The 21,340-nt window shown below is 64.7% G+C and carries 22 protein-coding genes and 2 pseudogenes; 8 read left to right on the top strand and 16 right to left on the bottom strand.

Annotated features, from left to right (window positions below; all coding sequences use genetic code 11):
* Positions 1-54: 54 nt before the first annotated feature.
* A pseudogene (locus tag APR04_RS31340) lies at positions 55-357 on the bottom strand (transposase family protein); the annotation flags it as partial.
* Between the two features lie 229 nt (positions 358-586).
* Here APR04_RS31340 and APR04_RS20490 point away from each other — a divergent pair.
* A complete protein-coding gene (locus APR04_RS20490; RefSeq protein WP_253873723.1) occupies positions 587-931 on the top strand; it encodes a hypothetical protein in 345 nt (114 codons plus the stop codon).
* A 113-nt stretch (positions 932-1,044) separates the two neighbouring features.
* On the opposite strand, the gene APR04_RS20485 is transcribed toward APR04_RS20490, so the two are convergent.
* Complete coding sequence (locus APR04_RS20485) at positions 1,045-1,191, bottom strand: hypothetical protein (RefSeq protein WP_253873721.1); 147 nt, start codon at positions 1,189-1,191, stop codon at positions 1,045-1,047.
* Between the two features lie 488 nt (positions 1,192-1,679).
* On the bottom strand, positions 1,680-1,862 hold the full coding sequence (locus APR04_RS20480; RefSeq protein ID WP_253873719.1) for a hypothetical protein: 183 nt from the start codon (positions 1,860-1,862) through the stop codon (positions 1,680-1,682).
* A 26-nt stretch (positions 1,863-1,888) separates the two neighbouring features.
* On the opposite strand from APR04_RS20480, the gene APR04_RS20475 reads away from it, so the two are divergent.
* Entirely contained in the window at positions 1,889-2,107 is a 219-nt protein-coding gene (locus APR04_RS20475) for a molybdopterin-binding protein (protein WP_253873717.1), read from the top strand.
* A 163-nt stretch (positions 2,108-2,270) separates the two neighbouring features.
* Here APR04_RS20475 and APR04_RS20470 read toward each other — a convergent pair whose 3' ends face one another.
* The 12 genes and pseudogenes from APR04_RS20470 to APR04_RS20420 form a co-directional block, all read right to left on the bottom strand.
* Positions 2,271-2,864, bottom strand: coding sequence for an N-acetyltransferase (locus APR04_RS20470; protein ID WP_253873715.1), 594 nt, complete (start codon positions 2,862-2,864; stop codon positions 2,271-2,273).
* A gap of 162 nt (positions 2,865-3,026) precedes the next feature.
* On the bottom strand, positions 3,027-3,293 hold the full coding sequence (locus APR04_RS20465) for an HNH endonuclease (protein WP_372496150.1): 267 nt from the start codon (positions 3,291-3,293) through the stop codon (positions 3,027-3,029).
* Positions 3,245-4,456 carry a class I SAM-dependent methyltransferase gene (locus APR04_RS20460; protein WP_253873711.1) on the bottom strand — a complete coding sequence of 404 codons (1,212 nt, stop codon included), beginning with the start codon at positions 4,454-4,456 and terminating at the stop codon, positions 3,245-3,247. The genes APR04_RS20465 and APR04_RS20460 overlap by 49 nt, the downstream gene beginning before the upstream one ends.
* Positions 4,453-5,160 carry a GNAT family N-acetyltransferase gene (locus APR04_RS20455; RefSeq protein WP_253873709.1) on the bottom strand — a complete coding sequence of 236 codons (708 nt, stop codon included), beginning with the start codon at positions 5,158-5,160 and terminating at the stop codon, positions 4,453-4,455. Before APR04_RS20455 ends, APR04_RS20460 begins: the two co-directional genes overlap by 4 nt.
* Complete coding sequence (locus APR04_RS20450; protein WP_253873707.1) at positions 5,157-5,870, bottom strand: GNAT family N-acetyltransferase; 714 nt, start codon at positions 5,868-5,870, stop codon at positions 5,157-5,159. Before APR04_RS20450 ends, APR04_RS20455 begins: the two co-directional genes overlap by 4 nt.
* Complete coding sequence (locus tag APR04_RS20445; protein WP_253873705.1) at positions 5,806-6,318, bottom strand: hypothetical protein; 513 nt, start codon at positions 6,316-6,318, stop codon at positions 5,806-5,808. The genes APR04_RS20450 and APR04_RS20445 overlap by 65 nt, the downstream gene beginning before the upstream one ends.
* The gene (locus APR04_RS20440) at positions 6,318-6,551 is read right to left on the bottom strand and encodes a hypothetical protein (RefSeq protein ID WP_253873702.1); all 234 of its coding nucleotides are present in this window, start codon (positions 6,549-6,551) and stop codon (positions 6,318-6,320) included. Before APR04_RS20440 ends, APR04_RS20445 begins: the two co-directional genes overlap by 1 nt.
* A gap of 36 nt (positions 6,552-6,587) precedes the next feature.
* Positions 6,588-7,358: an HAD family hydrolase gene (locus tag APR04_RS20435; protein WP_253873700.1), complete on the bottom strand. Its 771-nt coding sequence runs from the start codon at positions 7,356-7,358 to the stop codon at positions 6,588-6,590.
* A gap of 141 nt (positions 7,359-7,499) precedes the next feature.
* Positions 7,500-7,736, bottom strand: a pseudogene (locus APR04_RS31335) (HAD family hydrolase); the annotation flags it as partial.
* Positions 7,737-7,798: 62 nt separating this feature from the next.
* Positions 7,799-8,632 carry a helix-turn-helix domain-containing protein gene (locus tag APR04_RS20430; RefSeq protein ID WP_308292377.1) on the bottom strand — a complete coding sequence of 278 codons (834 nt, stop codon included), beginning with the start codon at positions 8,630-8,632 and terminating at the stop codon, positions 7,799-7,801.
* Positions 8,629-9,156, bottom strand: coding sequence for a DUF6879 family protein (locus APR04_RS20425; protein WP_253873696.1), 528 nt, complete (start codon positions 9,154-9,156; stop codon positions 8,629-8,631). The genes APR04_RS20430 and APR04_RS20425 overlap by 4 nt, the downstream gene beginning before the upstream one ends.
* Complete coding sequence (locus APR04_RS20420; RefSeq protein ID WP_253873694.1) at positions 9,137-9,331, bottom strand: hypothetical protein; 195 nt, start codon at positions 9,329-9,331, stop codon at positions 9,137-9,139. Before APR04_RS20420 ends, APR04_RS20425 begins: the two co-directional genes overlap by 20 nt.
* A 530-nt stretch (positions 9,332-9,861) precedes the next feature.
* Between APR04_RS20420 and APR04_RS20415 the strand changes: the two genes are divergently transcribed.
* The 5 genes from APR04_RS20415 to APR04_RS20395 all read left to right on the top strand — a co-directional run bounded on the left by APR04_RS20415 (position 9,862) and on the right by APR04_RS20395 (position 19,516).
* Positions 9,862-10,545: a 2'-5' RNA ligase family protein gene (locus APR04_RS20415; protein ID WP_253873692.1), complete on the top strand. Its 684-nt coding sequence runs from the start codon at positions 9,862-9,864 to the stop codon at positions 10,543-10,545.
* Complete coding sequence (locus APR04_RS20410; protein WP_253873690.1) at positions 10,542-11,705, top strand: hypothetical protein; 1,164 nt, start codon at positions 10,542-10,544, stop codon at positions 11,703-11,705. The genes APR04_RS20415 and APR04_RS20410 overlap by 4 nt, the downstream gene beginning before the upstream one ends.
* A gap of 170 nt (positions 11,706-11,875) precedes the next feature.
* Complete coding sequence (locus APR04_RS20405) at positions 11,876-13,561, top strand: ankyrin repeat domain-containing protein (RefSeq protein ID WP_253873688.1); 1,686 nt, start codon at positions 11,876-11,878, stop codon at positions 13,559-13,561.
* Positions 13,562-14,712: 1,151 nt separating this feature from the next.
* On the top strand, positions 14,713-17,064 hold the full coding sequence (locus APR04_RS20400) for a TY-Chap2 family putative peptide chaperone (RefSeq protein ID WP_253873686.1): 2,352 nt from the start codon (positions 14,713-14,715) through the stop codon (positions 17,062-17,064).
* A gap of 1,384 nt (positions 17,065-18,448) precedes the next feature.
* On the top strand, positions 18,449-19,516 hold the full coding sequence (locus APR04_RS20395; RefSeq protein ID WP_253873684.1) for a restriction endonuclease: 1,068 nt from the start codon (positions 18,449-18,451) through the stop codon (positions 19,514-19,516).
* Positions 19,517-19,749: 233 nt separating this feature from the next.
* On the opposite strand, the gene APR04_RS20390 is transcribed toward APR04_RS20395, so the two are convergent.
* A complete protein-coding gene (locus APR04_RS20390) occupies positions 19,750-20,469 on the bottom strand; it encodes a hypothetical protein (RefSeq protein WP_253873682.1) in 720 nt (239 codons plus the stop codon).
* A gap of 702 nt (positions 20,470-21,171) precedes the next feature.
* On the opposite strand from APR04_RS20390, the gene APR04_RS20385 reads away from it, so the two are divergent.
* Positions 21,172-21,330 carry a helix-turn-helix transcriptional regulator gene (locus APR04_RS20385; protein WP_253873680.1) on the top strand — a complete coding sequence of 53 codons (159 nt, stop codon included), beginning with the start codon at positions 21,172-21,174 and terminating at the stop codon, positions 21,328-21,330.
* Positions 21,331-21,340: the final 10 nt, after the last annotated feature.

Raw genomic sequence — 21,340 nt, 5'->3', positions numbered from 1 at the left:
TGGAGGAAATGGGACACCGAGGTCCTCGTCCTGCGCGGGAGCACCGAGCGCACGGTCCAGGGTCGCGGTGTCGAGCATGGCGAACACACGCCGGAACGTGGATTCACCGGCAGCACCACGACTCATCCCCAGGCGGGCCAGGCGTCGCTTGCCCGCATCAGCAGCCCACTGCGCGATCGCAGTAAAGCCTTGCGGGTTGGTCATCACCGCACACACCGCGACCGCGACCTGGCCGGCCACCGAGTGCCGCCGACCCCCCAACGCTCGCGGGTCAGGCGCGCCCTCCAACAGGGCGAGCAAGTGCGCCTCACGTGAGACGGGCTTGGACGCAGGGGCAAGAAGACGAGACGATGACATCGCGAAAGCGTGTTCCTTCGAGGCAGACCGGGCAGTGTGAGAACTACCGATCCAACTCGAACCCGGACACGCCCTCGCACCTCGTCTCAGCTGCAAGGACGCTAGGCAGCAGGCCCTACGCCGCTCCTATAGCCACGACCTTGTCGTCGCCCTGGCTACGGTCCCAGAGGGCACATTGTTGAGATGGGGGGTCTTCCCCTGGAGAGCAGTCCCTAGCGATAATTCCGAGATGGCAGATGACACCGAGGAAGCCAGGCTGCGAAGACTGTCGTTGTTCGGCGTCCCGGGCCCCGATGAGTCTGGTCGGGATGCCAGGTCATCCGCAGCGGCGGATTTCGAGTACTTTACCGAGGCGGAGTGGGCCGGGATGCGGGCCATCGAGAAAGAAGGCCGCACGCGGAAGGAAGAGGAAGAGCACGCGAAGCACATCGAGGACAGGGGCTATGTCCAGAACGTCAACGGCAACCTGTTTTATTATCGAAGGTTGCGCTGGTACGAGAGCACGAGATTCTGGTTGGTGGTCGCTGTGCTGCTGACCATGATCGGTGGCGCCGTCTGGCTTGCGGCCAGCTGAAGGGTAGGAGCAGGTCGCCTCACGAGTATCGCTCGGTCCGGGCTTGCGCCATAGCGGATGGATGATGGTCCCGTCCCGGGCTGTGTCGAGGCTCTTGGCACATCTGGAGAGGCCTACGCCCAGCTTGAACGCCGTTCGTGCCAGGTCAGCTCGGTCGTGACGTCACCGAAGTCGACCTCGGCCTCCGCGTCGGGCACGTGGCTCTGCGGGATGAACGTGCGCGCGAGCTCCCGGCCCCGCCTCGATACGGATCTCCTCACGATGCATCGCGACGTACTTCTTGACGATGAAGTACGAGACATCCGCGTCGTGCTCGTGCGCCGCCGTCGAAGATCCGCTTGGCCGTGTGCCGCTGCTTGGGCCGAGCCTTCCGCCCGCAGCCACTCGTCGATCAGCGACTTGAACTCGTCCAGTCGCGAACCGCGGTCCGGCAACGGGCGTCTGGGCCGTGGAAACGCCGAGTCCAGCAAGGCCCTGATCGTGTGGAACGAGACGCCGTACATACGTTCCAGATAACGCTTGGGACGCACCCGCGCGGTAGTCCCACCGGATCGCTACGAACAACTGTGCCCGAGACTCTGCGGCCATCTCCATTCCATCCGCTGCACACGGCATCGCGCGCGACCGCTGCTCGAACTCATCTCCAAACGCTGCTGGAACTCAACTCCGTAGCCAGACAACCAGCCCACGTCATGCTGGCCTGTATGCCCACCTGGACCGCCATATCGACGACTACTACCTCGGGCTGTTAGAGACTGTCCTCGGTGCGATGCGCGAGGGAGTCGACGAGATCGGCGAACACTCGACCACGATTCTTGAGCTCGCGAGCCTGTCGTACGACATCAAGATCCAGGAAAAAACTCAAGACGATGCAGTGGGCGTCACTCGGGCTCGCCATTGCTTCCTTGGCCGTCGCGGTTGTCGCGATCATGACAGCACTGCGAGATGACAGAACACATGAGGGTCGCTCTGCTGGTGGTAGGAGACGAGATCCTGGACGGGTCGACGACGGACAGCAACAGCGGGTGGGTGTGCCGCCAGGCCTCCGGTCGTGGGGCGAGCGTGGTCCGAACCGCGGTCGTGCCGGACGACCCTCGCGAGATCGCCCAGGGTCTGGACTTCCTGCTGCAGACGGAGCCCGCCTGGTGGTCACACTCGGGGGACTCGGCCCGCTGACCAGACCCTGGCCCTCGCGGCCTGACTCATCAAAGAAGACGTGTCAACCGTTCCTGGGGCAGTTCCCATCGGGTTGTGTGAGGTGCCGTCCTGAATTGACGGGACGCCGGCAAGTCTGGGGGAGTCTGTGCGCTGCCACACGGTGACAGCGGCTTAGTGGGTCTCAGCCGTATACGAGGTAGGTGCCGTTCTTGCCGGGTTCGACCAGCTCGAACTTGCACACCAGGTCGGTGCGCTGGATGAGGTCGACCTGCTGCGTGAACTGTTCGTTGGTGACGAAGACCTTGTGCTCCAGGTTCCATGCCTCGGTGAACCAGGCGCGCAGCGCAGCGAGCAGGCGTTCGTCCAAGCCGGTCTCCATGCGTGACCGGCGCACCCAGAAGTAGACGACGGCCTGCACATCTGCCCAGGCGTCGTCGCAGAGCGGCGTCACCGTCGCCTTGGCGAGGAAGGTGGCGTGCGTGGGGAAGACGTAGACGCAGCCCAAGCACTCGGTACCGACTGGGTCCTGCACGGTGTACGTGTAGGCGCGGCCCGCAGCGTGGCGTTGTTCGAGGTCGACGAGGTCCGCGCGGTTCGCCTCGACGGTGAAGTCGTCGTCCGGCCAGGACGACTGCTCCCACAGCCGGAGATGTTCGCGCGTCTCCATGACGGCGGCGTGATCCATCGCGGCGTCGTCGGCGGTGATAGGGCGCAGGACGAACTCGTTGGTGCGCAGCTCGGCTGGCACCGGCTCGCGTAGGTCGACGGCCGACATGTGTGCCTCCTGGTGGACGTTCGTGGCGCCGGAGCGCCTGGTCCTCTCGACTCCAGCACTCGGCGAGAGCGCGAGCAGCTAGATGTCGCCGAGGGTGCCATGTGGGATGGCGCCACACCACGTGATTTAGACGTCGAGGATGGAAGCCTTGACCAACCGCGGTCAGGTTCGATCGAGCCGGGACGGCTCACGATGTTCGTGCCAGTGGCTGTCGAGCCACTTGATCTGCTCGGTTCGGAGCTGCGTCGTGAGCAGTTGGTCGTGGAGGTTGGCGTACTGGGGGTATTCGTCCAGGTCGGAGGCGACGTCGATCCGGAGCCTCATGGGGTTCACCGAGAGCAGGCCGTCGTCGAAGAGCCGATGGATGTCCCTGCGTAGCATCAATCCACCGTGCTCGAAGTGCTCCCCGAGCTGGGCGTAGCTGTACAGGTGTCCTGCTTCAAGAACGCGCGGGGGAGCGGCGCCGGTAAAGGCGCAGTTGCTCCCCTGCGGACACGAACGATCGAGTGCTCGAAGCCGTGGACGAGTTCGATGTGCGGTCCGGTCGTCGTCGGCCACGACAGGTCTGGGGTCTCGGTGGCGGGGCGACGGTGCAGGGCAGCGAACGATTCCCCGTCGACGAGGGCCGGATAGAACGACATGTCCGAGCCACGGTCTGCAGCCTCTTCGGCCTCCATCGCACAGGCGCCCGGTTGGACCAGGAGATAGGTGAGCAGGTCGAGCCAGATGGTGCGGTTCTTGTAGATCACGCCGGACCAGGCCTCGACCGGGTCGGACGCCAGGACGCGGTCCGATACCCCGAACTCCCCGGGAATTTCACTGGCGAACTTGAACGTGACGGGCTTCCCCGACGGGCCGGTCAGCTGGACGGACGGCGGGTTGAACAACCCCGCGCCCTGCAGCGGGACGAAGCCGCCCGGCACGGTGGACTCCGAGATCAGTCGCCCGTCCTGCTTGCGGAACCCGATGATGCGCTGCAGCCCTGGTGCTATCTGGAGCGGGACGACCAAGATCCCGTCGGGCGCGAGCTGGTCGACCCACGTCTGGGGCAAGGACCAGGGTGAGACGGTGACCATGATCCGGTCGAACACACCACGACCAAGATGCTCAGCGGCGTCGGCAGTGACCACCTCGACGCGGTCGGCCAGGCCGAGTTGTTCGAGGCCGGCGCGGGTGCGGGCGGTGACTCCTTCGTCGATGTCGACGCTCACGACCGTGCCCTTGGAGCCGACGAGGTGGGCGAGCATGGCGGCGTTCGGGCCTCCGGACCCGATCTCCAGCACTCGCTGACCTGCCTGGACCTTGGCTTGGGCCAGGTTGCCCGCGTGCATCACTGGCGCGGACAACGAGGACAAGGCCTTGCCGTCGTCTGCGAACCGCGTCCGCAAGGCATCGTGGATCGCGTACGGCAGCTCTGCCGGAGTGTCAGCCGGCGCGAACACCTCGCGCGGCACGGCACGGAACGCCGCCTCGATCGCCGGGTCCGTGAGAAAGCCGGACTCGATGAGCTCGGCGATCATCCGCTCGCGCAAGGCTTCGGAGCTCAACGTCGGGTCAACCTCGATGCCGGTCCGCGCGTCGGTCTGCGTCATGCGTTCTCCCTGAGAGTCGATTGCTTCGGTTGATCGATTCCGAACAGCCGGCGGACCGGCGAGACACCTTCGAGTGCGATCTCGGGACGCAGGTCGTCCGGACGGGCGTCCCATAGTTCCCGGGTCATGCGGTAGCTGTTCTCGATGACGGAGCTTCCTTCTCGGGCTGTGGCCCGCGATCCGTTCGCCACGTACCCGAGGCGGCGGGAGACGGCGTTCGAGGCAGGGTTGTCGTCGTAGGCCTCGCTGATCATCTCTGCGGCATCGAGGCCTTCGAAGGCCAGGTGCAGCGCCATGAGTCGCATCCGGGTGCCGATGCCGTGGCCGTGGTGTCGAAGCCCGAGCCATGACCCGGTAAGCGCTGAGCGGATGACCTGGAAGTTCTTCGCAGAGATCTGTTGCTCCCCGACCACCACGCCCTCTTGGAAGACGGCAAACGACAGTGCCCAGTCGTCGGCTGCGGTCCTGCACCGGTTCTTCCACTGGTGGGCGAGGACGTTCCGCTCGACCTCTTCATCTGTGCCTCGGGTCCACGGCCAGGAGAACGGGGCGGCCTCGGGGTTGTGCACGCCGTTGGCGGCGAGGCTGGCGAGCGTGAGCAGCTCTATGTCGTCGGCCAGGCGCAGCTCCAGGTCGTCCCAGCGGACCTGAAGCCCGAACGTCGGCATGACGGCGCTCAGGGCGGACCGAGCGGGGCTCGTCATCGTAGGGACTGCCGGTTACCGAGGACGGCGGCCTCGACCAGTCGTGGCCCGGTGTATTCCTCGGGGATGGCGTCCATGATGACTTCGCTAGCGGGTTGGCTGAGCCGGGAGCCGGTGCGGCGGCGGGTGCCGACGGTGCGGAAGCCGGCCTTCTCGTAGGCGTGGATGGCGGCAGCGTTGTTGGCCAGGACTTCGAGGTAGACGCAGCGCAGCGCGGTGACGTGGAAGGCCCAGTCCAGGACCATTGTGGTGGCGATGGTGCCGGTGCCATGCCCGCGGTTGTCGGGCTCTCCGATGTAGATGAAGAACTCGCCGGTGCGGTAGCGGTCGTCGATGAGCAGGGACGTCATCCCGACCGGTGCCCAGGTGTCGTCGTGGTGGCGGTAGATGGTGAAGCGAGTCTGGTCGGCGCTGCCTTCGAGCCGGGCTTCGAGACCGGCACTTCGTTCGGTGAGGGACTCCGGGGTCTGGCGGGCGTAGCCGGCCATGACCGGCAGTGAGTTTTCCCAGCGCCAGTAGGTTTCGGCCAGGTCGGCGCGGAGAGGGCCGAGGCCGACGCCGTCGTAGGTTAGCCACAGGTCGGGGGCGATCGTCTCGATGGTGGACTCCAGGAAGTCGGTTGATCCGTGCTCGGCCTCGTCGCGTTCAGATGGACAGGAGTTGAGCCCAGGAATCCGCGTTGGGTTCGGCGCGTGTGATGTGCCTTCCACGCAAGAAGTGATCGGCTGCGGTGGCCTGACGGTCCAGGTCGAAGTCCTGCTCACGGAAGTGTTCGGAGAACCAACCTCCAACCTCAGTCCATGAGTACAGGCTCCATGGCTCAGGGGAGATCGGGGAGGGGAATCCTCCTGGGCCGCGCTTCCCGGTCGCCAGCAGGCGTACAGACTCTCTGGTGCGGCCTGTGCGGGCGGCGATCTCCTTGATCGAGATCAAGTCGTCCGTCTGCAGCCCCACGACAAGCACGCCGAACGCTTCGATCTGCTGCACGGTCGACGTGACCGCTGTCGCGAAGTCGAGCGCGTCGACGACCGCGTGTGCCAGCGATACGGGTCCACCGCCTTCCAGGCCGGTAACGGACGGCACGTTGGCCGCGATGGCCTCGGCCTGGGCGTCATCCGGTTCGCGTTCCAGAACCAGAGAGAACTCGAATTCAGTCATCACACGTGCTTCCTGTGCTGTTCGACGAACTTACGGATCAGCCGTGCGCCGTTCTCGGGATTGCGGCCGGTGGAGAACACCTTGACGTGCGATCCGCACGAGCACTCGATATGGCCCCAGGTGTGACCGCTCAACTCACGCACGGTGAAGCCGGCGCGTCGTGCCTCATCGACTGCTTTACGAACTTCTTTGTGCATAGCGATCATCCCCGGCCTGTTGGCAGTGTGCAACATGCTGACGCTGTGGTTCCTCTGATCGAGAGATGCTTGTCAGGCATGGGTCAGTGGGAGCTCGAACTCGGCCGGTCCCGATTCAGACCCGGGTGCGGTTGTGCGCCAGTGTGCGCGTCGTCGTCCCTCGTCTCCACGCGGGTAGGTGAGCCCGGCCTCGCGAGCAGCGCGCTCGACGTCGCGCATGCTGGAGGCTCTGCCGGCAGGGACCGGTGCCTGCCGAACCCACCGTCCCGACCGAAGCGTGTGGACCTCACATCCGGCGAGGTCGGGACTGGAGCCGTGCCAGACCCGGACCACGAGAGGGCCCGGCGCACGTTCGACGGCGGTGTGGACGGCTGCGGCGAGCTGTGCTCCCAGCGGTGACAAGCCAGGCCGGCGTGCCGGGGCCGGGACCAGCGACAGGAGGATCGGGACTGCGCCGTTTTCCGCGATGGTCCCGGTGGTCTCGCCAGCTGCCTCGCGCACGGTGTCGGGTGCGTGTCCCATGGCGACGCCACGCGCCGCCCATCCCAGCATGGCGATGTCGTTGAAGCCGTCCCCGACCGCAACGGTGCGCTCGGATGCGACTCCGAGTAGGCACCGGATCTGTTCCAGCGCGGTCGCCTTGCTTGTTCCGGCTGCCGTGACATCGAGCCAGTTGTGGCCCGCCGGTGTCACGGTGACTCCGAGGTGACGTAGCGCATCCGCGTGGTCGGCGACCCGGTTGGCGTGGAGGGCGACCCGCGAAGCCTGTCCGGCCAGGAGATCTTCGAGCGGCGTCAGCTTCTGGGGTCCGTTGAGCAGTCCAGCGCCGAACTCGTGATTCACGCGCCAACCCCAGCCGACCTCCTCGACTGCAACGGCTACGCCGGGCGACAGCCGGTTCGCCTGGCGGACTACCGATCCCAGGCTGAAGGTGTGGGCCTCCACCACTTCGTGTCCTGACGATGCCGCTCGGTCTAGGCGTACCGTCAAGGCTCCGTTGGAACAGACGGCCCAGCCCTCGGTCAGGCCCAGCCTCCGGGCGGCTGCGAGCAGCCCAACAAGCGACCTTCCGGTCGCGAGTACGACGTGATGTCCACTGGCGCGCACCAGCTCCAACGCCTGCACCGTCGCAGACGGCACCTTGCCGTCCCGACCGATCAGCGTGCCGTCGATGTCGAGCGCAATCAGATGCGTTGCCGTTCCTGCCGGTGGCTTTTCCATTGTCGGACCTCCCCAGGTGCACTTGCTCTGGGAATGATCCTGAGGCCCTTATCGGGTCGGTACTAGCCGCTTTCCCGTTGCCGCAAAAGGTCATCTCGGATGCCTTCGAGGAATGGCTTCAAAGCCTCGCCAGACACGGCGTGCTCGGCAAACCCATTGAACTTGGTGACGTAGAGAGCGACGTCTCGGGGGTCGGTCACCACGACCTTCGCATGCACGGTCTCGACACTCACGGAGCGGTCGTCGCGGACGACGAAGGCGTGGTTAGGGATATCCCGCTGAGCGCCAGCCAGCGGCACGACCCGCAGGCCGATGTTTGGCAGCCGAGTCAGGGAAACCAGTCGGTCCAGCTGCCCGACCATGACCGGCGTCGGCACGATCAACCACCGCAGGACCGGTTCGGTAATGACGAAGCGCAGCGTCTTGTCCTCGTCGTAGAGGACTTCCTGGCGCTCGAGCCGTGCGCTCATGGTGCGTCGCACCGTCTCTTCGGTGAGGTCGTCGTGCCGAGACAAGATCGCTCGCATGTACTCCGGCGTCTGCAGCAGACCTGGCACGAGCGCGGGCTGGAACACCCGCAGCAGATCCATATCGGCCTCGACGGCCTGCAGCTGCTTCTGCGCTTTGTGTAGACCAGCACGCTGGATCAGGCGCCAAGCCGTTGCCTCGGTGGCCACCGCACGAGCGGCCTCCATGTACTCCGCCTTGACCTCGTCGGAAACACCGATGGAGGTCAGGATCCGGTCGACGTCGTCTGCGCTAGGGGAGAGCTTGCCCGTCTCGATCTTGCTCAGCTTGCTCGCTGACATGACAGAGCTGCGGGCCACGGTCTTGGCCTCCGTACCAGAGGCCTGCCGTAGAGTCCGCAGCGCTGCGCCCAGCTCGGAACGGTTCACTCGCCGTACTTCGCCCACCAGTCTGCGAACGGCACTGCGTGCGCCAAGGCGGTCTCCCGGTAGGCGACGTACTCCGGGCCGTGGTCATCTGCCAGCACGTCGGCGCCGATGAACTTGCCGTCGCTGTAATTGAACCTGGCCGGCGTGGTCGAGTCGAAGAGCCAGAAGTCCCCGACATGTTCAGGTAGCGGCGTGGGCTGGTCAGTGACGTCGAGGATGAAGAACTCCTCGCCCGCCGTGGCATTGGTGACGTAGCCCCAGCCGAGCTCGAAGCGCAGGTAGGGCGTCAGCGGCCGGCGAAGAACATGGACGCGGTACATGCGCTGACCAGCGCCGGTGTGGCTGCGGACTTCGTCGAGCCAGTCCGTGTTGTAGTCGGCGGGCTTGTCCTGGCTGTCAACAAACAACTGGTAGGCGTCTACGTTGCCGGACCGGCTGTAGTCGTCGAGGGTCTCCAGCCGGAAGGCTTCGCGCTGGAACTGGTCGAACAGGTCTCCCAGGGTCTTAGGCGCCAAGCCGGCCACCGAACGCCTTCCGGATCAGATCCAAGGGGATCTCGACCAGGGTCTCGTGCGACGGGATCGTCAGACCGTGGTCAGCCGGGGTCTCGCCCTGTACCAGGATCGTGCCCCTGTCGGTCTCGTAGATCGTCGGGCAGTCGTTCTTGTCGCACGTGCTCGCGAGCGTGGTTACCTTCATGGCTGCTCCCCCTTGGCCGGCCTGCTGTCGCATTCGATTCTTCGGTGTGTGTGTCGGTGGGGCAAGGGGGTCGGGTTTCCACAACGGGAAAGTGGCGCTTTGGATTGGAAGGCCTCACGAGACCAGGGGGACCGCTTGGTGGCGGGGGGTGGGCCAGCAGTTTGGTGAACCTGTTGCTACAGATGGCGGTCGGCGTTGGAGGATTCGCCGCCGCGCCTACAGGCCCGGCCGTCAGGCTTGAGGTGTGAGGTCAGGGACCTGCTGCCACCGGTTGATGCGGCCGCAGGCGCGCCATCGTGCGGGTCCGACTGGTGTGACGAGGCCAGCATCGACGAACGCGGGTACCTGCGTCGTACGGCCATCAGGGCGGGAAAATCACTAGCCCGGGAACCCTTGCCGATTGCTAGTGCTGCGGGGTGATTTCGGGTGCCAGGAGTTCATCGAAGCCACTGCTCCGTGGCAGGCTCTGCCTGTGATTCGTGACGTCCGGGATCTGATCTCCGGGCGTAGTACGGCCCTGGAGGATGCGCATGCCGGCACCTGAACTGGAAAGCTTCGCCGCCCGCTGGGAGGAGTTCGTGCGCTTGGAACGCCTTGTAAACCACTGGAGGTGGCGTCCCGACTGGTCCGTCGGTCGTTCCTTCTACACGTGGAGCCTTACGTTTGACGACGCCACCGCCGTACTCCTGCACGACCTCGTAGCCCGACTCCAGGACGGGCCAGTGGGCGTGGGAAGCCTCGAGCCCATCCCACACCGTTGGCTGCACCTGACGATGCAGGGGCTCGGCTTCACGGACGAGGTCTCCGACGATGATGTCGACGCCATTCCCCGCGCTGCAACCAAGCGACTCGCGACGGTCCCTGCTTTCGATCTGTCCCTCGGCCTGATCGAAGCCGACGACGAAGCGACTGGCCTGTTAGTCCGTCCTTGGTCCGCAGTGAGCGCGGTCCGCGACAACATCCAGGTGGACGTCGTGGACGTCGTGGACGTCTGGGACGAGGTTCCTGAGCGCCCGGAGTTCTACCCACACGTCTCCATCGCCTACAGCAACGCCGACTTTCCGATCGGCCGGATCCGTGAGCAGGTTGCCCTACTGCGAGACCTCGACTCGGTTGCTATCCCGATCACGACGGTCCAGCTCATCCGCCTCAACCGGGACAACCAGATGTACGAGTGGGAAGTCGTCGCCGATGTGCCGCTTGGTTCACGATGACGAGCGGCCACACGCCAACGGCCGATCCCACCGATGCGCACGAGGTGCCGGTCGACATGCGTGCCTTGGATGCGGAGTTCCGTGCGGGATCAGGGATCACGGAACGGCGGTTCTACAAGATCTTCTACTCGCACATCCATCCGTTCCCGCTGCTCGTCCTCGGTCTAAACCCGGGTGGCGAGACGGATGGTTCCGACCTGAACGCATCGGAGTCGTTCTTCGAGAACGGGGAGCATGACTACGTCATGTTTCGCCACTATGGTCGCCAGTACTCGCTGGCAGGGCCGATGCACGACCTGCTCTCGACGACTCTGGGAACTTCGTCAGAAGACGAAGTGAGACAGGTGCCAGCAACTAACGTGATATTTCGTCGGTCGCGCAGCTCCAGCGCTTTATCCGTGAGTCCGAAGGTCGCGGCGCACGAGAGCGCACCCGTACTGCGGAAGATCCTGCAGGCGGTCAATCCCCGCGCGATCCTTCTCTTAGGAAGTGGGGCCCACAAGCTGTTCGTCGCCGAGCACTGTGACACTGGGACCTACTCCGTAAACGCTCCGCCCCCGGAGATCTTCACGCCGAACGGGCTGTCGGATGCCTGCATCTTCAGGTCGGCACAGGCTCGTGTAACGGCGTTGGACCGTACAGTGCCGCTGCTGATGGTCGGGCACCCGTCGACCTATGCTAGGCGTGGCCGGTGGCAGAAGGTGCTGCCTGCGCTCGCGCATGAGTTTCGGCGGGTAGGTGTGTCTCCCTTCGAGGGCATTGGAACCTCGCCGGCCGCTGCTATTGCGCCGCTGGTTATCATTCACGACCCGTCTGACGGCTCTCAGAGGGACGACCTCCACGGCATCGGCGGTGCAACGAAGGCCTCACCGCGACCGGACTCCCTGCAAGAGCCCGTTCCGGGTCCGGCCCAGAGGGATGTCGAGCCGCTCGTTCGTGTGTGCGCGGCTTTGGGGCTGACTTTGGAGGACCCGGCCGCCGCCTGGCGCGGCTACGGGAAGGTCGTGCGCCTGGAGGGCGACCGCCGCATCTACATCAACCAAACCAACGCCGATGTGCGTGCATCCGCACGCGAGGTCGCTGCCTGGCAGGGGGCCGGGCTCGGAACCGCTCGTCCGGACAACGAGAAATACCTGCGAGTGATGCTCGACGGCATCTGACCCATGCCTCGGAGGGGGACCAGTGCTGGTCATGCGCCAGTCGGGTGGGTCGAGACTCCTCACGGCCGGCACTGACCGTGAGGATCGAGGCGCGGCACGCCGAGGGTGATCTTGCTGCTGGCGGGCGCTGATCGCTTCCTACATGGTCGCCCCACCGATAACTTCACGCCATGGAATCGGGTGCCACCGTGATTGTCGTCATCCTCACGCTGTTGGTCGCGGCGGCGCTAATCGCGGGCTTCCGTGCCAAGCGGAAGGAGGCTGAGCGCCAGCAAGCCAACTCCAGTCGCCGCCGCACAGTTGGTGAAGCGTCCACCAAACTCTCCAGTCAGAGGCAAGGAGGCGCGGAAGATGCCGACCAACGTTCAGCCGCCGAGGCGCCCATCAACGACGTAGCGGCCAACTCCGTGCGGCAGCGCCAGCTGGTTCCCCAACGGGCCGCGGGCAAGACCGATCTGATGCACCTGGCTGCTATCGGCGACGAGGTCAAGGTTCGCGGCCTGCTCGATCGTGGCGCCGACATCCACGCAGTCGATGACGACGGTGACTGCGTACTGCGTTACGTGTCCGGAAGCCAGAACGCAGGCCTCTTCGAGTTGCTCCTGTCCAGGGGTGCTGACGCGAATGCACGCAGCACATCGGCTTCGGGCATGCCTGGGTTCACGATCCTGCACGCATTGGCGGAGGCGGGATGGAGCGGCGGCATCGCCACGCTCGGGCAGTACGGCGTGACGGTGGATTCCGGGGGCGTCGGGGGCGTCACCGCGATGATGCTGGCCGCTGGTGCAGGTCAGAATGGCGCTCTCATGGCCCTTCGGGAGTTGGGAGCCAACGTCAACGCGGTCGACAATGACGGCGATCCGGTCCTCTATTACGCCGCGTCGAGGGGGCACGGGAAGACGACCCGGCTGCTGATCTCGCTTGGTGCCGACGCCAATCGTCCTCAGCACGGAACTAGTCCAACCCCGCTCATGGCGGCCGCCACGTTGGCGGTTCCCGGCACCCGGCGACCCCAGGGAACGTCCGCCACCGACTTCGAGAAAGTCATCGTTGAGCTGCTCCGGGGCGGTGCGGACCCGAAGCCGATGTACGACGCAGGCTACGCATTGCTTCGGCGTGTCAATGGCAGGATCGAGCTCCCTCCAGTCGAGCGCGTCCGTCAGGCAGTTAATGTGCACGACGGCTGGGGCGTCGTGTACCTCACGCCGTATGGACGCGCGACGGTCTGGAGCGGTGTGGGGGACTCGCACGACCCTGAGGCCGTTCGTACCCGTCTCATGGTGGAATACGCGTCGCTCGACGCGGCTCGCGTCGAACAACAGGCCTTCGTGTCCCGTTCACTTGTCAGTGAGCTCGGTGCTCGGGAGGGAAGTTACGGGCTGCACTACGTCGAGACCGCGGCGGAGGTCCAGTTGCTGCTGCGCCAAGGCGCGCCAATCAACGGTTCCGCATTGATCGAATACGGCGACCCGATCCAGCACTGGGAGACGCCGCTGCTCACGGCACTCGTTGACGAGCGGAGGGTTGTGGCTCGAGAGTTGATCCGATCGGGTGCCGACGTCGACGCGCCTAACGCGGCCATCTTCCTGGGCGGCGGCGGATTCGGGCACTCGGCGCTACACATGATGATCGAGCGGCGGGACCATGACGGAGTCCAGTTGCTCATCTCTGCGGGTGCCGATGTGAACCGGCAGACGACCCTCGGGTCGACACCGCTGTACTTCGCCGCGTCTGTCGATGATCCGGACCTCGTCAGAGTCCTACTTAACGCTGGCGCTCGGCCGCAAATCCGAGACCTCGAAGGCAAGTTTCCTGCTGAGACGGCAGGGCCAAGGACACGCCACCTGCTCGGTTGACGGCCTCCTCCTGGTGACCGTAGACCGTGTCGGGTACGGGGATGCCGGTGAAGGTGTGGGCGTGGTCGCCAAGGAAGAGCATCCGCCCCCGTTCGACTCCGAGGGCGCGTAGCGCGGCCCAGGTCTTCTCAGCGAGAAGCGCGTACCCGGCGTCAGCGTCGAGGGTGGCGTGGTGTTCTATCGCGTCGGCGTCCTCCAGATCCAGCTGTTCCGCGGTTGCCATGGCTGACTCTGTTCGCCTAAGGGCCCGCGGCGGGCGTTCCGTCCGTTCGTAAGGTGCGCTTGCGCGTCGGCGCTGGACGTGCCTGGCTGGGCCCGGGTGTGCCCGACGGCGGTTCGTGGTCGCGTTGTGCGGCCCGTACCCGTTCGAGGTGCGAGTGCCAGCGAGCGGTCGCGGCGTCATCGGCCCCGGGCTTTGGTCGGTACGGGAACCCGGCTGCGGGTACCCACCGTTCGGCTGGGCGTGGCGGGAGGTTTGCGGTGTAGCAGGGGCCCAGGGGCTTGATGAACAAGGTGCCGTCGTCCAGCGTGGTCAGGGTCTCCCAGTCAGCCAGGCCTCCCGGTGGTCCGAATGCGAGCTCGTGGACCTCGTACCAGAGGTAGCGACCACAGTCGCAGTGTGAGACGACCAGGTGCCCGGCGTCGGTGCGCCAGCTGCTGGCGTTGAGTGCGCCGGCGGGACCATGGGCGGTCTTGCTGCAGTCGGGGCAGCGTTGATCGCGTGGGACGCGCGCGTTGGTGGCTGAGTCGGTGGCGGGAGAGTCGAGGAGGTCGAGCTCGTCGAGCAGGTCCATGGCCGCTCACATCCGCTTCACCGTCGCGGGGGCCGAGTGAGCTCTTGATTGGCGTGACTCGCCGTGCACCGCTGGTTGGCGGGAACTCTGGCGAAGGATTGGGCGTCGGCGACCCGTCAAACGCAGGATGCCCCACGACATCGACGTCATTCTCGACCAGTCGGTCCTCCAGCGTCGTCATTACGTCTCCCCATCTGCTCATCCCGCGTGGTGATGTCTTTCGAGGAGGTGTGCTGGCGCCTTCGGTTCTCGGTTCACCGGCGGGGCAGGGCCGGATGAACTTCTCGGCGCGGCCCGCCGTGACTGTGGTTGTCGTCCTACCGTGGTCGAGATTCGTATCGGCAGGTAGGAGGAGTCGTGACCGACGTGCAGGATTGGTGGGCTCATGCAGCGTCATGGGCGGTCACGAGCGAGCTCGTACGACGTCATCCGGACTTGCAGATCGTCGAGGTCCGCCCGAGTGGAGGGCAGTCGGATCGGCTGTGGGTCGGTCGCTGGCTGGGGGATCGCGATAGTTCGGTCTTCGATTGGGTCTGGTCGTTCAATCGCACTCCAGGAGGAGCGGCGCATCTGGGCGAGTCGACGACACGGCCGGGCACCTTCTCGGACACGCCCTGGCTCGATCTTGTTCGAGCGCCGCGCCTTCGTACCTTCGTCGACGCGCTCGACGCGGCGGCAAGCTATGCGCCCGAGCAGCCAGGCGGGTCCGTGTCGCGGTCGCTTACCTACCGGCTGGTCACCCACGTGGTGACGATGACGATGTTTGACGAACTCCCGATCCGGTGCCGGAGTCTGTTTCTGGACTCCTCCGATATCTCCTCAGGTTTGTCAGTCCCCGACCGTTTCGCGGCGCATCTTCCGGACTTCGGTGGTTTCGATGCCGATGTGCCGCGGGAGGTGTACGAGTATTGGGTGCTGGAGCGTGGTGGTGAAGCGCTCGCGCTCGTGCATGACGGCGGTCGGGCCTGGGGACCCGCCGGGGTAGTCGACGTTGGCGTCGAGTACGCGCGACGTCGTCGTGTCGCGGATGTCGCAGCAGCGCTACTGGGCACATCGCCTGAGCCTGTTGCTGGCACGGGGCTGGTCAACGACGGCCTAGATTCGGTGAGAGCAGCCGTGCAGCAGGTCGTGCAGACGCATCAAGAGTTCGGCGCGCAGTCGTTCAAGATCTCGTTCGAGTCGAACCGTCACCCAGGCGTCGAGTGCTACGTGCAGGGGCAGATCGTCGAGCCATGGCTCCATCTGGACGCGGTGAGCAACCAGTTCCTTCCGGCCCACGCTGCTCTGGCGGACACACAGGTCAAGGCACTGGAAGCCCTGGGATGGGGCGCGCCCGTCCCGGGAAATGGGAATGAGAACTTCTCCCTGTTCCTCCACCTGCCCGGCCAGCTGGCCGACGCCAGCAACGCGATCGTCGACGCACTTGTCCGCGGATACGGCGCGACCGGCCGGGACCACTGGTCAGCACAACCAGCTGAAGCAGTGACAAGCGACCTGCTCGGTGGTGCGGCACGTTTCGTTCCAGATTCGGCGGAACATCGATCGACTCCAATGCCAGTCGAGGCCGAACCGATCAGCGATGGAGCAAATCTCCGTTCGCAGTCGGGCGCCCAGGTCAGACTGGTGGCACAACTGTCCGATCTTGCAGGCCGGCTACGGGCAGAGCCGCTGGCGGCGATCATGTACGGCAGCCTTGAGCTGTTCCACAGCAATCTGCTTGCGTGGTTCTTCAAGGCATTTCCCCAGGCAGCTGAGGAGGTCTTCGCTTCAGACCTGCCGCCAGGGATCCAGGAGACTCGCGACGTTCAGCGTGAGCACCGCGACCTCGACCTGATCATGACGTTCCCCGGCAAGGAACGATTGGCTATCGAGAACAAGGTTTTCTCGGTTCCCACCGTCGAGCAACTCGACCGGTACCGCCACGACGTCCTTGATCCCTGGGAAGCGCAAGGACTCGGGTCGAGCACGGCGGTCCTGCTCAGCGTCTTCAAACCCAACTGGATCGACAGCCTTCCCGGGTGGACCTTCCTCGGCTACGACGAGTTGGCCGACCGGATCGAGCACGCGATGGCCCGCACGCCGTCGTCATACGAGGCTGAGACCGTAGACAGGTACACGCGGGTCATCCGTGTCCTTGCCGGCCTGGCTGAGGCGGTTATCGTTCAGGACCTGGGCGAACCAGCCGATCTCCCGCTCGAGCTCGAAACGGCCGTCGGTGACGAGAAACTCGCCATGCGCTTGCGCAAGTTCCGAGCTCACTGTGTAGCCGAGACAATCGCAGCCGAGACCAAGGACCACGGAGGATCAGCCAAGGGCGGCTTTTCCAAGGGGCAACCGCTGATCGAGTGGTTTCGCAACGTGCCCATGAATTCCGTTGAGATCGATGGCGCCGTCGGCTGGCAAATGCAAGGTGGTGACTTCCGTCGCGCCCTCATCGTTTCGTCAAGCCTCAGCGGCCCTGAGAACCTCGACGCCCGCCGCGCTTTCGCAGCCGAGCACGAGGAGTGGTTCGACTTCGCGCCCATCGACCCGATCTTCGGCTCGGAGGCAGCAGCGGTTCGGCCAGCGCTGCCTGCGGACGGGAGCCCGCGCGGCTTCAACAAGTACGACCCCAACTTCCTCTACCGCGCTAAGAAGGTCGCACGGCCGACGGTCCAGCAGCTCATCGATGCGACACACGCCATCGTCAAGTCTGTTGAGACATCCTGACCGTCGTGTCGAAAAGCCGTTCGTCGGCGTCGTGAAGCTGATGAGTGACCAGGGTCGCATCGTTGCCGATCGTGCCGGAGTGCAGACGCTCGGGCTCGGGCCAACTTCACCCCTTGCTACCACTGCCAGGGGCGTCCGCTGGTGGGATCCTGCTGGAGTGAGCGCAGATCGTCGATTCCGTGCTAACGCGTTCCTCTTGGAGCGAGTTCGCCCTTACTTCTCCTCTAATGGCACTCCCGGTCCCGAATGGGAGTCTTATCTCGACAGTCGACGTGCCGCCATCCGTCTGGCATGGCGGCGCGAGATCGGCCGATATGGTATCTGGGCGCCGCTGGCCTTTCTTTCGACGTGTGGTGCGGTTGTTCTTGCAATGCAGCCTGATTGGGCCCTATTTGGAGGGCTGATCGCGTTCGGTTGTTTTGCTATAGCTGCGTTCTATGTAAATCAGATGAAGAGGGTTGATGCGGAGTTTAGAGCGGCATCGATAAAGTTGCTAGACTTGGCCGAACTCGCTCCACTCTGGGCGGCACTCTCCGAGCGAGAGCGCCGTTCGATCAAACGACATAGCGAGGTTGGCGGGATCGTAAGGATGCTCGGAAACGCCCTTCTAGGTCCGTTGGCAGATATGCCTTTCGATGAGGACTAATGGGCCGGGTCGGCGTGCGAATGAACGCGCGAAACTCCGGAACCAGGTCGGGCGTGTGATCGCAATGAGTCCGGTTAGGGGCCCGGGCACCTTCCGAGGTGGTTTCTAGATGGTCAGTAGCCCAAGGAAGCTCTTGCGTGTGCGACAGCCTGCTGCCCCCACAGTCACCGTCTCCCACCCCGCCTGGATTGCAGCCTGCTCGACCGCGGCTGCTGAGTGCTCCAGCGCATCGAGGCCTGTCGCGGACATCGTGAGGAGACCCGTCGTGCGGAGCACGCCATGGCCAGCCGCGAGCGCAGCCTCTTGGGTGAGGACGTCCTCGTACTCGGCGGTCTGGGTGGCGTCGGTGACCTGTCCGACTGGCCCGCTGCACCTCGGACGTCAGTAGCAGCGGCGCTAGGAAACCGGGAAAGACCGGGTCGGGGGCCCACTGCGAGAGCCGCAAAATAGTGTGCCAAGCACTTTCGCACCGCATCCTAAGACCATTACTACCGGTCGGGTCAGGTTGTGCAAGGGGAAGCCGCGCACGGCGGGCGTCGTCATGGCCTCCACGATGGCCGGCAGGCGCACCCTCAGGCGCACCCCGTGCTGGGCGCCCCTCTGGACGCACCTCTGTGTTTTCGCAGGTGGGAGGCGCACCCCGTCGAATCCCACCGTTCTTGTCTTGCGCCTTACTTCACCCGCTGGTGAGCGCCTTGGCGGTCACTCACGTGCGTGTACGTCAGTACGGTTCTCCACATGAGCGTTGCCGACGCGGGAGTCCAGTTGGGTGTCTACATCGACAGCTGGGAAGCCGCCGAGCGCGCTGCGGCAGATCACATGGAGAAGGTGCTCGGCTTCACGAACGTGCGGCTCAGCGGCGCGGGTGCCGATGGCGGCATTGACGTACATGCGCATGAGGGTGTTGCACAGGTGAAGGATCATGGCAATCCCGTCGGTGCGAGGTATGTCCGCGAGCTCAAGGGCGTGTCTGGGACGGGACGGTCGGTGTTCTACGCGCGCTCCGGATACACCGCGCCTTCGATCTCAGACGCAAACAGGCTTGATATTGCGCTCTTCGAGTACAACTTGGCCGGAACCTATTGGCCTCGCAACGGGGCTGCTCGCCAGCTGCAGGCCGGCTACCTCACACAGCAGCGGAATGAGCTCGCAGCGAAGGCTGCTGCAGAAGCGACGTATCGGCGCATGCGTGCGCGCGACACGATCACCCACGAGCTTCCTTTGTATAAGGCACGTGTGGATCGCGCGTACTCCTCCCGGAAGGCTGGCACCTACAGAGACGGCTGTATCAGGCTTCGCAGTGATCGCGTGATGTCAGGGGCGTTGGAGGAGCTGGGGCGGCTGACGTACACCTCGCCAGCCGCCAAGGCTGCGCAGGAAACTGATAGCGCCGATTTTCGAGATCTAGAGCACGCCGTGACCGCTGCTCAGAAACACCTGGCAATGGCTGCCAAGCGGCAACTCGGCACGGGGGGCTACCAACGATCAATCAACCGGGCAATGCGGCATTGGCGGAAGGTCTTCAACCATGTCGGGTGGTTCCTTCGCGATGACGCAGGCCTGCCTTTGCTTAGCAACCCGGACCATGGCTATCCAGTTTATGTAGCGAGCCGGCTCGGCAAGGGACTCGTGCAACTCCTCGTCGGGACGGTTTACGTCCTCGTAGGGGGCTGGAAGATCTGGCTGTCACTGGGATACATCGGCACCGTCGTATGGCTTTTCCTTCAGGGTCATGCCGACTGGGCGGGATTTATGGTGGGAATCGCGTTGTACACCCTTTGGCAGGTTGCGAAACTACGTCGTTAGTGGACGTCGCCCTCGGACGACCCTGGACTCCGATGGGAGCTCCGAGCCACACGTCCTGCGTCAAGGATGAACTGGGACCAGCATGACGGACGCCGTCAGGTCCTGCTGAGCAAGATGGATCCTTCACACGTTTGCACCCGAGGGGCTATGCCCTGACTCCCACTCATGAGGTCATCATGGCCGTCCTCCTGCGCTGACGGTACGGCTCACCTCTACCTCTTCGATGGCCGCCGTCACCCTCCATTGAGGTGGACCTCGTACTCGCGCGCCGACTCCATGATCTCGGCTTCAGTCACGTAGTGGTCCCACTCGCGAAGGTAGGGCCGTTCCGACTCGGCTCCGTTGCTGCAGACCACGTCGTCATGCCAGTCGTTGTTATAAGAGGCCGAGTAGTGACATGTCCACGTCGACACCGACGGTTCCTCGGTGCGCTCGGCTGGCGCTGGACCGCCACTCAGTTCGTCAGCGAGCCAACTGCCGGCAGACCCATCCTCGTCGGCGTTGGGGTTGCCGTTCTCGTCGTGCAGGTCCCAGAAGTCAGGAAAGCCCATCTCCTCGCAGGTGTTGTACTCCTCATCACTGCAGCCCGAGGTCTTCCAATTCTCGACTTGCTGGGGAGTCAGACAGCCACCGTCGGCCCCGGTCCACACCGCCCCGCGGTTCTCGCATGAAGCTTGGTCGAGATCGTGAACGGACACGACGTCGGTACTTGGGTTTGATGGCGAGGTGTTTCCTGTGGTGCAGCCGGCGACCGACGCTGCCACGACAGCTGTGAGAGCAATAACACTCATGAGCCTTCTCGCTGCGGAATCAACTGCTTCGTTGCCTGCGCGCAAGGCGGTCCGGATTGCGTCGACTCTTTGGCTCCACGACCGTTGGATCCGGGTGTCGAGCGAGACCCTGTGCGCCTCGGGGATCTGCCGGCGGAACTTCCGGACGACGTCAGTGTTCACCCGATCACCGAGTTGTGGCCGAGGGTCAGCAGCAGCGAGACCATGAACCAGGCCATGGCCACGACGAAGGCGAGCACGACGATGGTTCCGAGGATGTTCTTGATCAGCTTCATGTCTCCAGCACTCCTGCCGTCATGTTGACGAAATCGAGGGCATCGCTCTTCCTGGCGGCCGGGTGGTTACCAGGACGGCGGGTGCCGACGAGGCGGTCGAGTCAGATCTTCTGCGCCTTCGTCGCCCTGGCGCACGAAGATCCTGTCTGATCGGAGGAAGCAATCCGAGAATGATGCCGGGTGAAGCGCGGGTGAACCTCAAGTCACAGCCTGAACTGCGGGCCCACGATGACGCAAGGTGGGCCTGTTCTCCCGATTGTTCGACTCGATGGTCGTGGCCAGTTTTGGACTGAGGCTGCGGGACTGCGTTTCGGTTGGCTACTCGCCTGGCAGAGTGGTCCGAGCGCTCCGTGTAGGCGTTGAGCACCTCCTCTACGAGGGGGTGTGGCGCCATGACGATGTCGATCCGCAAGGTCCCCCGGGCACGGGTACGCCTACGTGCTCAAGTCTGTCGTTAACGCAGACGGGGGCCGCACGGCACCGGACCAGGTGACGCGCTACTACGTGGACGCGGGTACGCCGCCCGGCTTCTGGCTCGGCAGGGAGCCGCGCACTTCGGCCACGGCAAACTCGCCCAGGGGTGGCTCAGATGGCTGAGGTTGCGAACATCGTGCGAGTGCGCCGTCCGTTCATCGTCGAACGGCGACGCATCGCCGGGCTGACGCAGGAGGCGCTTGCTGCCGCGCTCGGGGTGCAGCGGTCCACGGTCGCCCGTTGGGAGACCGGTGCGACGGAGCCGATGCTGTGAGTCCGTCCGC

This window comes from Promicromonospora umidemergens, assembly GCF_024171995.1.
Classification (GTDB): domain Bacteria; phylum Actinomycetota; class Actinomycetes; order Actinomycetales; family Cellulomonadaceae; genus Promicromonospora; species Promicromonospora umidemergens.
The sequence above is the reverse complement of the archived record's forward strand: the minus strand, read 5'-3'. Positions and strand labels throughout refer to the sequence as shown.

What these genes read in the sequence shown, in the direction of transcription:
- APR04_RS20415 (WP_253873692.1), top strand. Translation starts at nt 9,862, where the DNA reads ATGCCGGCACCTGAACTGGAAAGCTTCGCCGCCCGCTGGGAGGAGTTC.
- APR04_RS20440 (WP_253873702.1), bottom strand. Translation starts at nt 6,551, where the DNA reads ATGTTGCACACTGCCAACAGGCCGGGGATGATCGCTATGCACAAAGAA.
- APR04_RS20395 (WP_253873684.1), top strand. Translation starts at nt 18,449, where the DNA reads ATGAGCGTTGCCGACGCGGGAGTCCAGTTGGGTGTCTACATCGACAGC.
- APR04_RS20385 (WP_253873680.1), top strand. Translation starts at nt 21,172, where the DNA reads ATGGCTGAGGTTGCGAACATCGTGCGAGTGCGCCGTCCGTTCATCGTC.
- APR04_RS20410 (WP_253873690.1), top strand. Translation starts at nt 10,542, where the DNA reads ATGACGAGCGGCCACACGCCAACGGCCGATCCCACCGATGCGCACGAG.
- APR04_RS20420 (WP_253873694.1), bottom strand. Translation starts at nt 9,331, where the DNA reads ATGAAGGTAACCACGCTCGCGAGCACGTGCGACAAGAACGACTGCCCG.
- APR04_RS20470 (WP_253873715.1), bottom strand. Translation starts at nt 2,864, where the DNA reads ATGTCGGCCGTCGACCTACGCGAGCCGGTGCCAGCCGAGCTGCGCACC.
- APR04_RS20405 (WP_253873688.1), top strand. Translation starts at nt 11,876, where the DNA reads ATGGAATCGGGTGCCACCGTGATTGTCGTCATCCTCACGCTGTTGGTC.
- APR04_RS20445 (WP_253873705.1), bottom strand. Translation starts at nt 6,318, where the DNA reads ATGACTGAATTCGAGTTCTCTCTGGTTCTGGAACGCGAACCGGATGAC.
- APR04_RS20490 (WP_253873723.1), top strand. Translation starts at nt 587, where the DNA reads ATGGCAGATGACACCGAGGAAGCCAGGCTGCGAAGACTGTCGTTGTTC.
- APR04_RS20460 (WP_253873711.1), bottom strand. Translation starts at nt 4,456, where the DNA reads ATGACGCAGACCGACGCGCGGACCGGCATCGAGGTTGACCCGACGTTG.
- APR04_RS20455 (WP_253873709.1), bottom strand. Translation starts at nt 5,160, where the DNA reads ATGACGAGCCCCGCTCGGTCCGCCCTGAGCGCCGTCATGCCGACGTTC.
- APR04_RS20480 (WP_253873719.1), bottom strand. Translation starts at nt 1,862, where the DNA reads ATGATCGCGACAACCGCGACGGCCAAGGAAGCAATGGCGAGCCCGAGT.
- APR04_RS20475 (WP_253873717.1), top strand. Translation starts at nt 1,889, where the DNA reads ATGAGGGTCGCTCTGCTGGTGGTAGGAGACGAGATCCTGGACGGGTCG.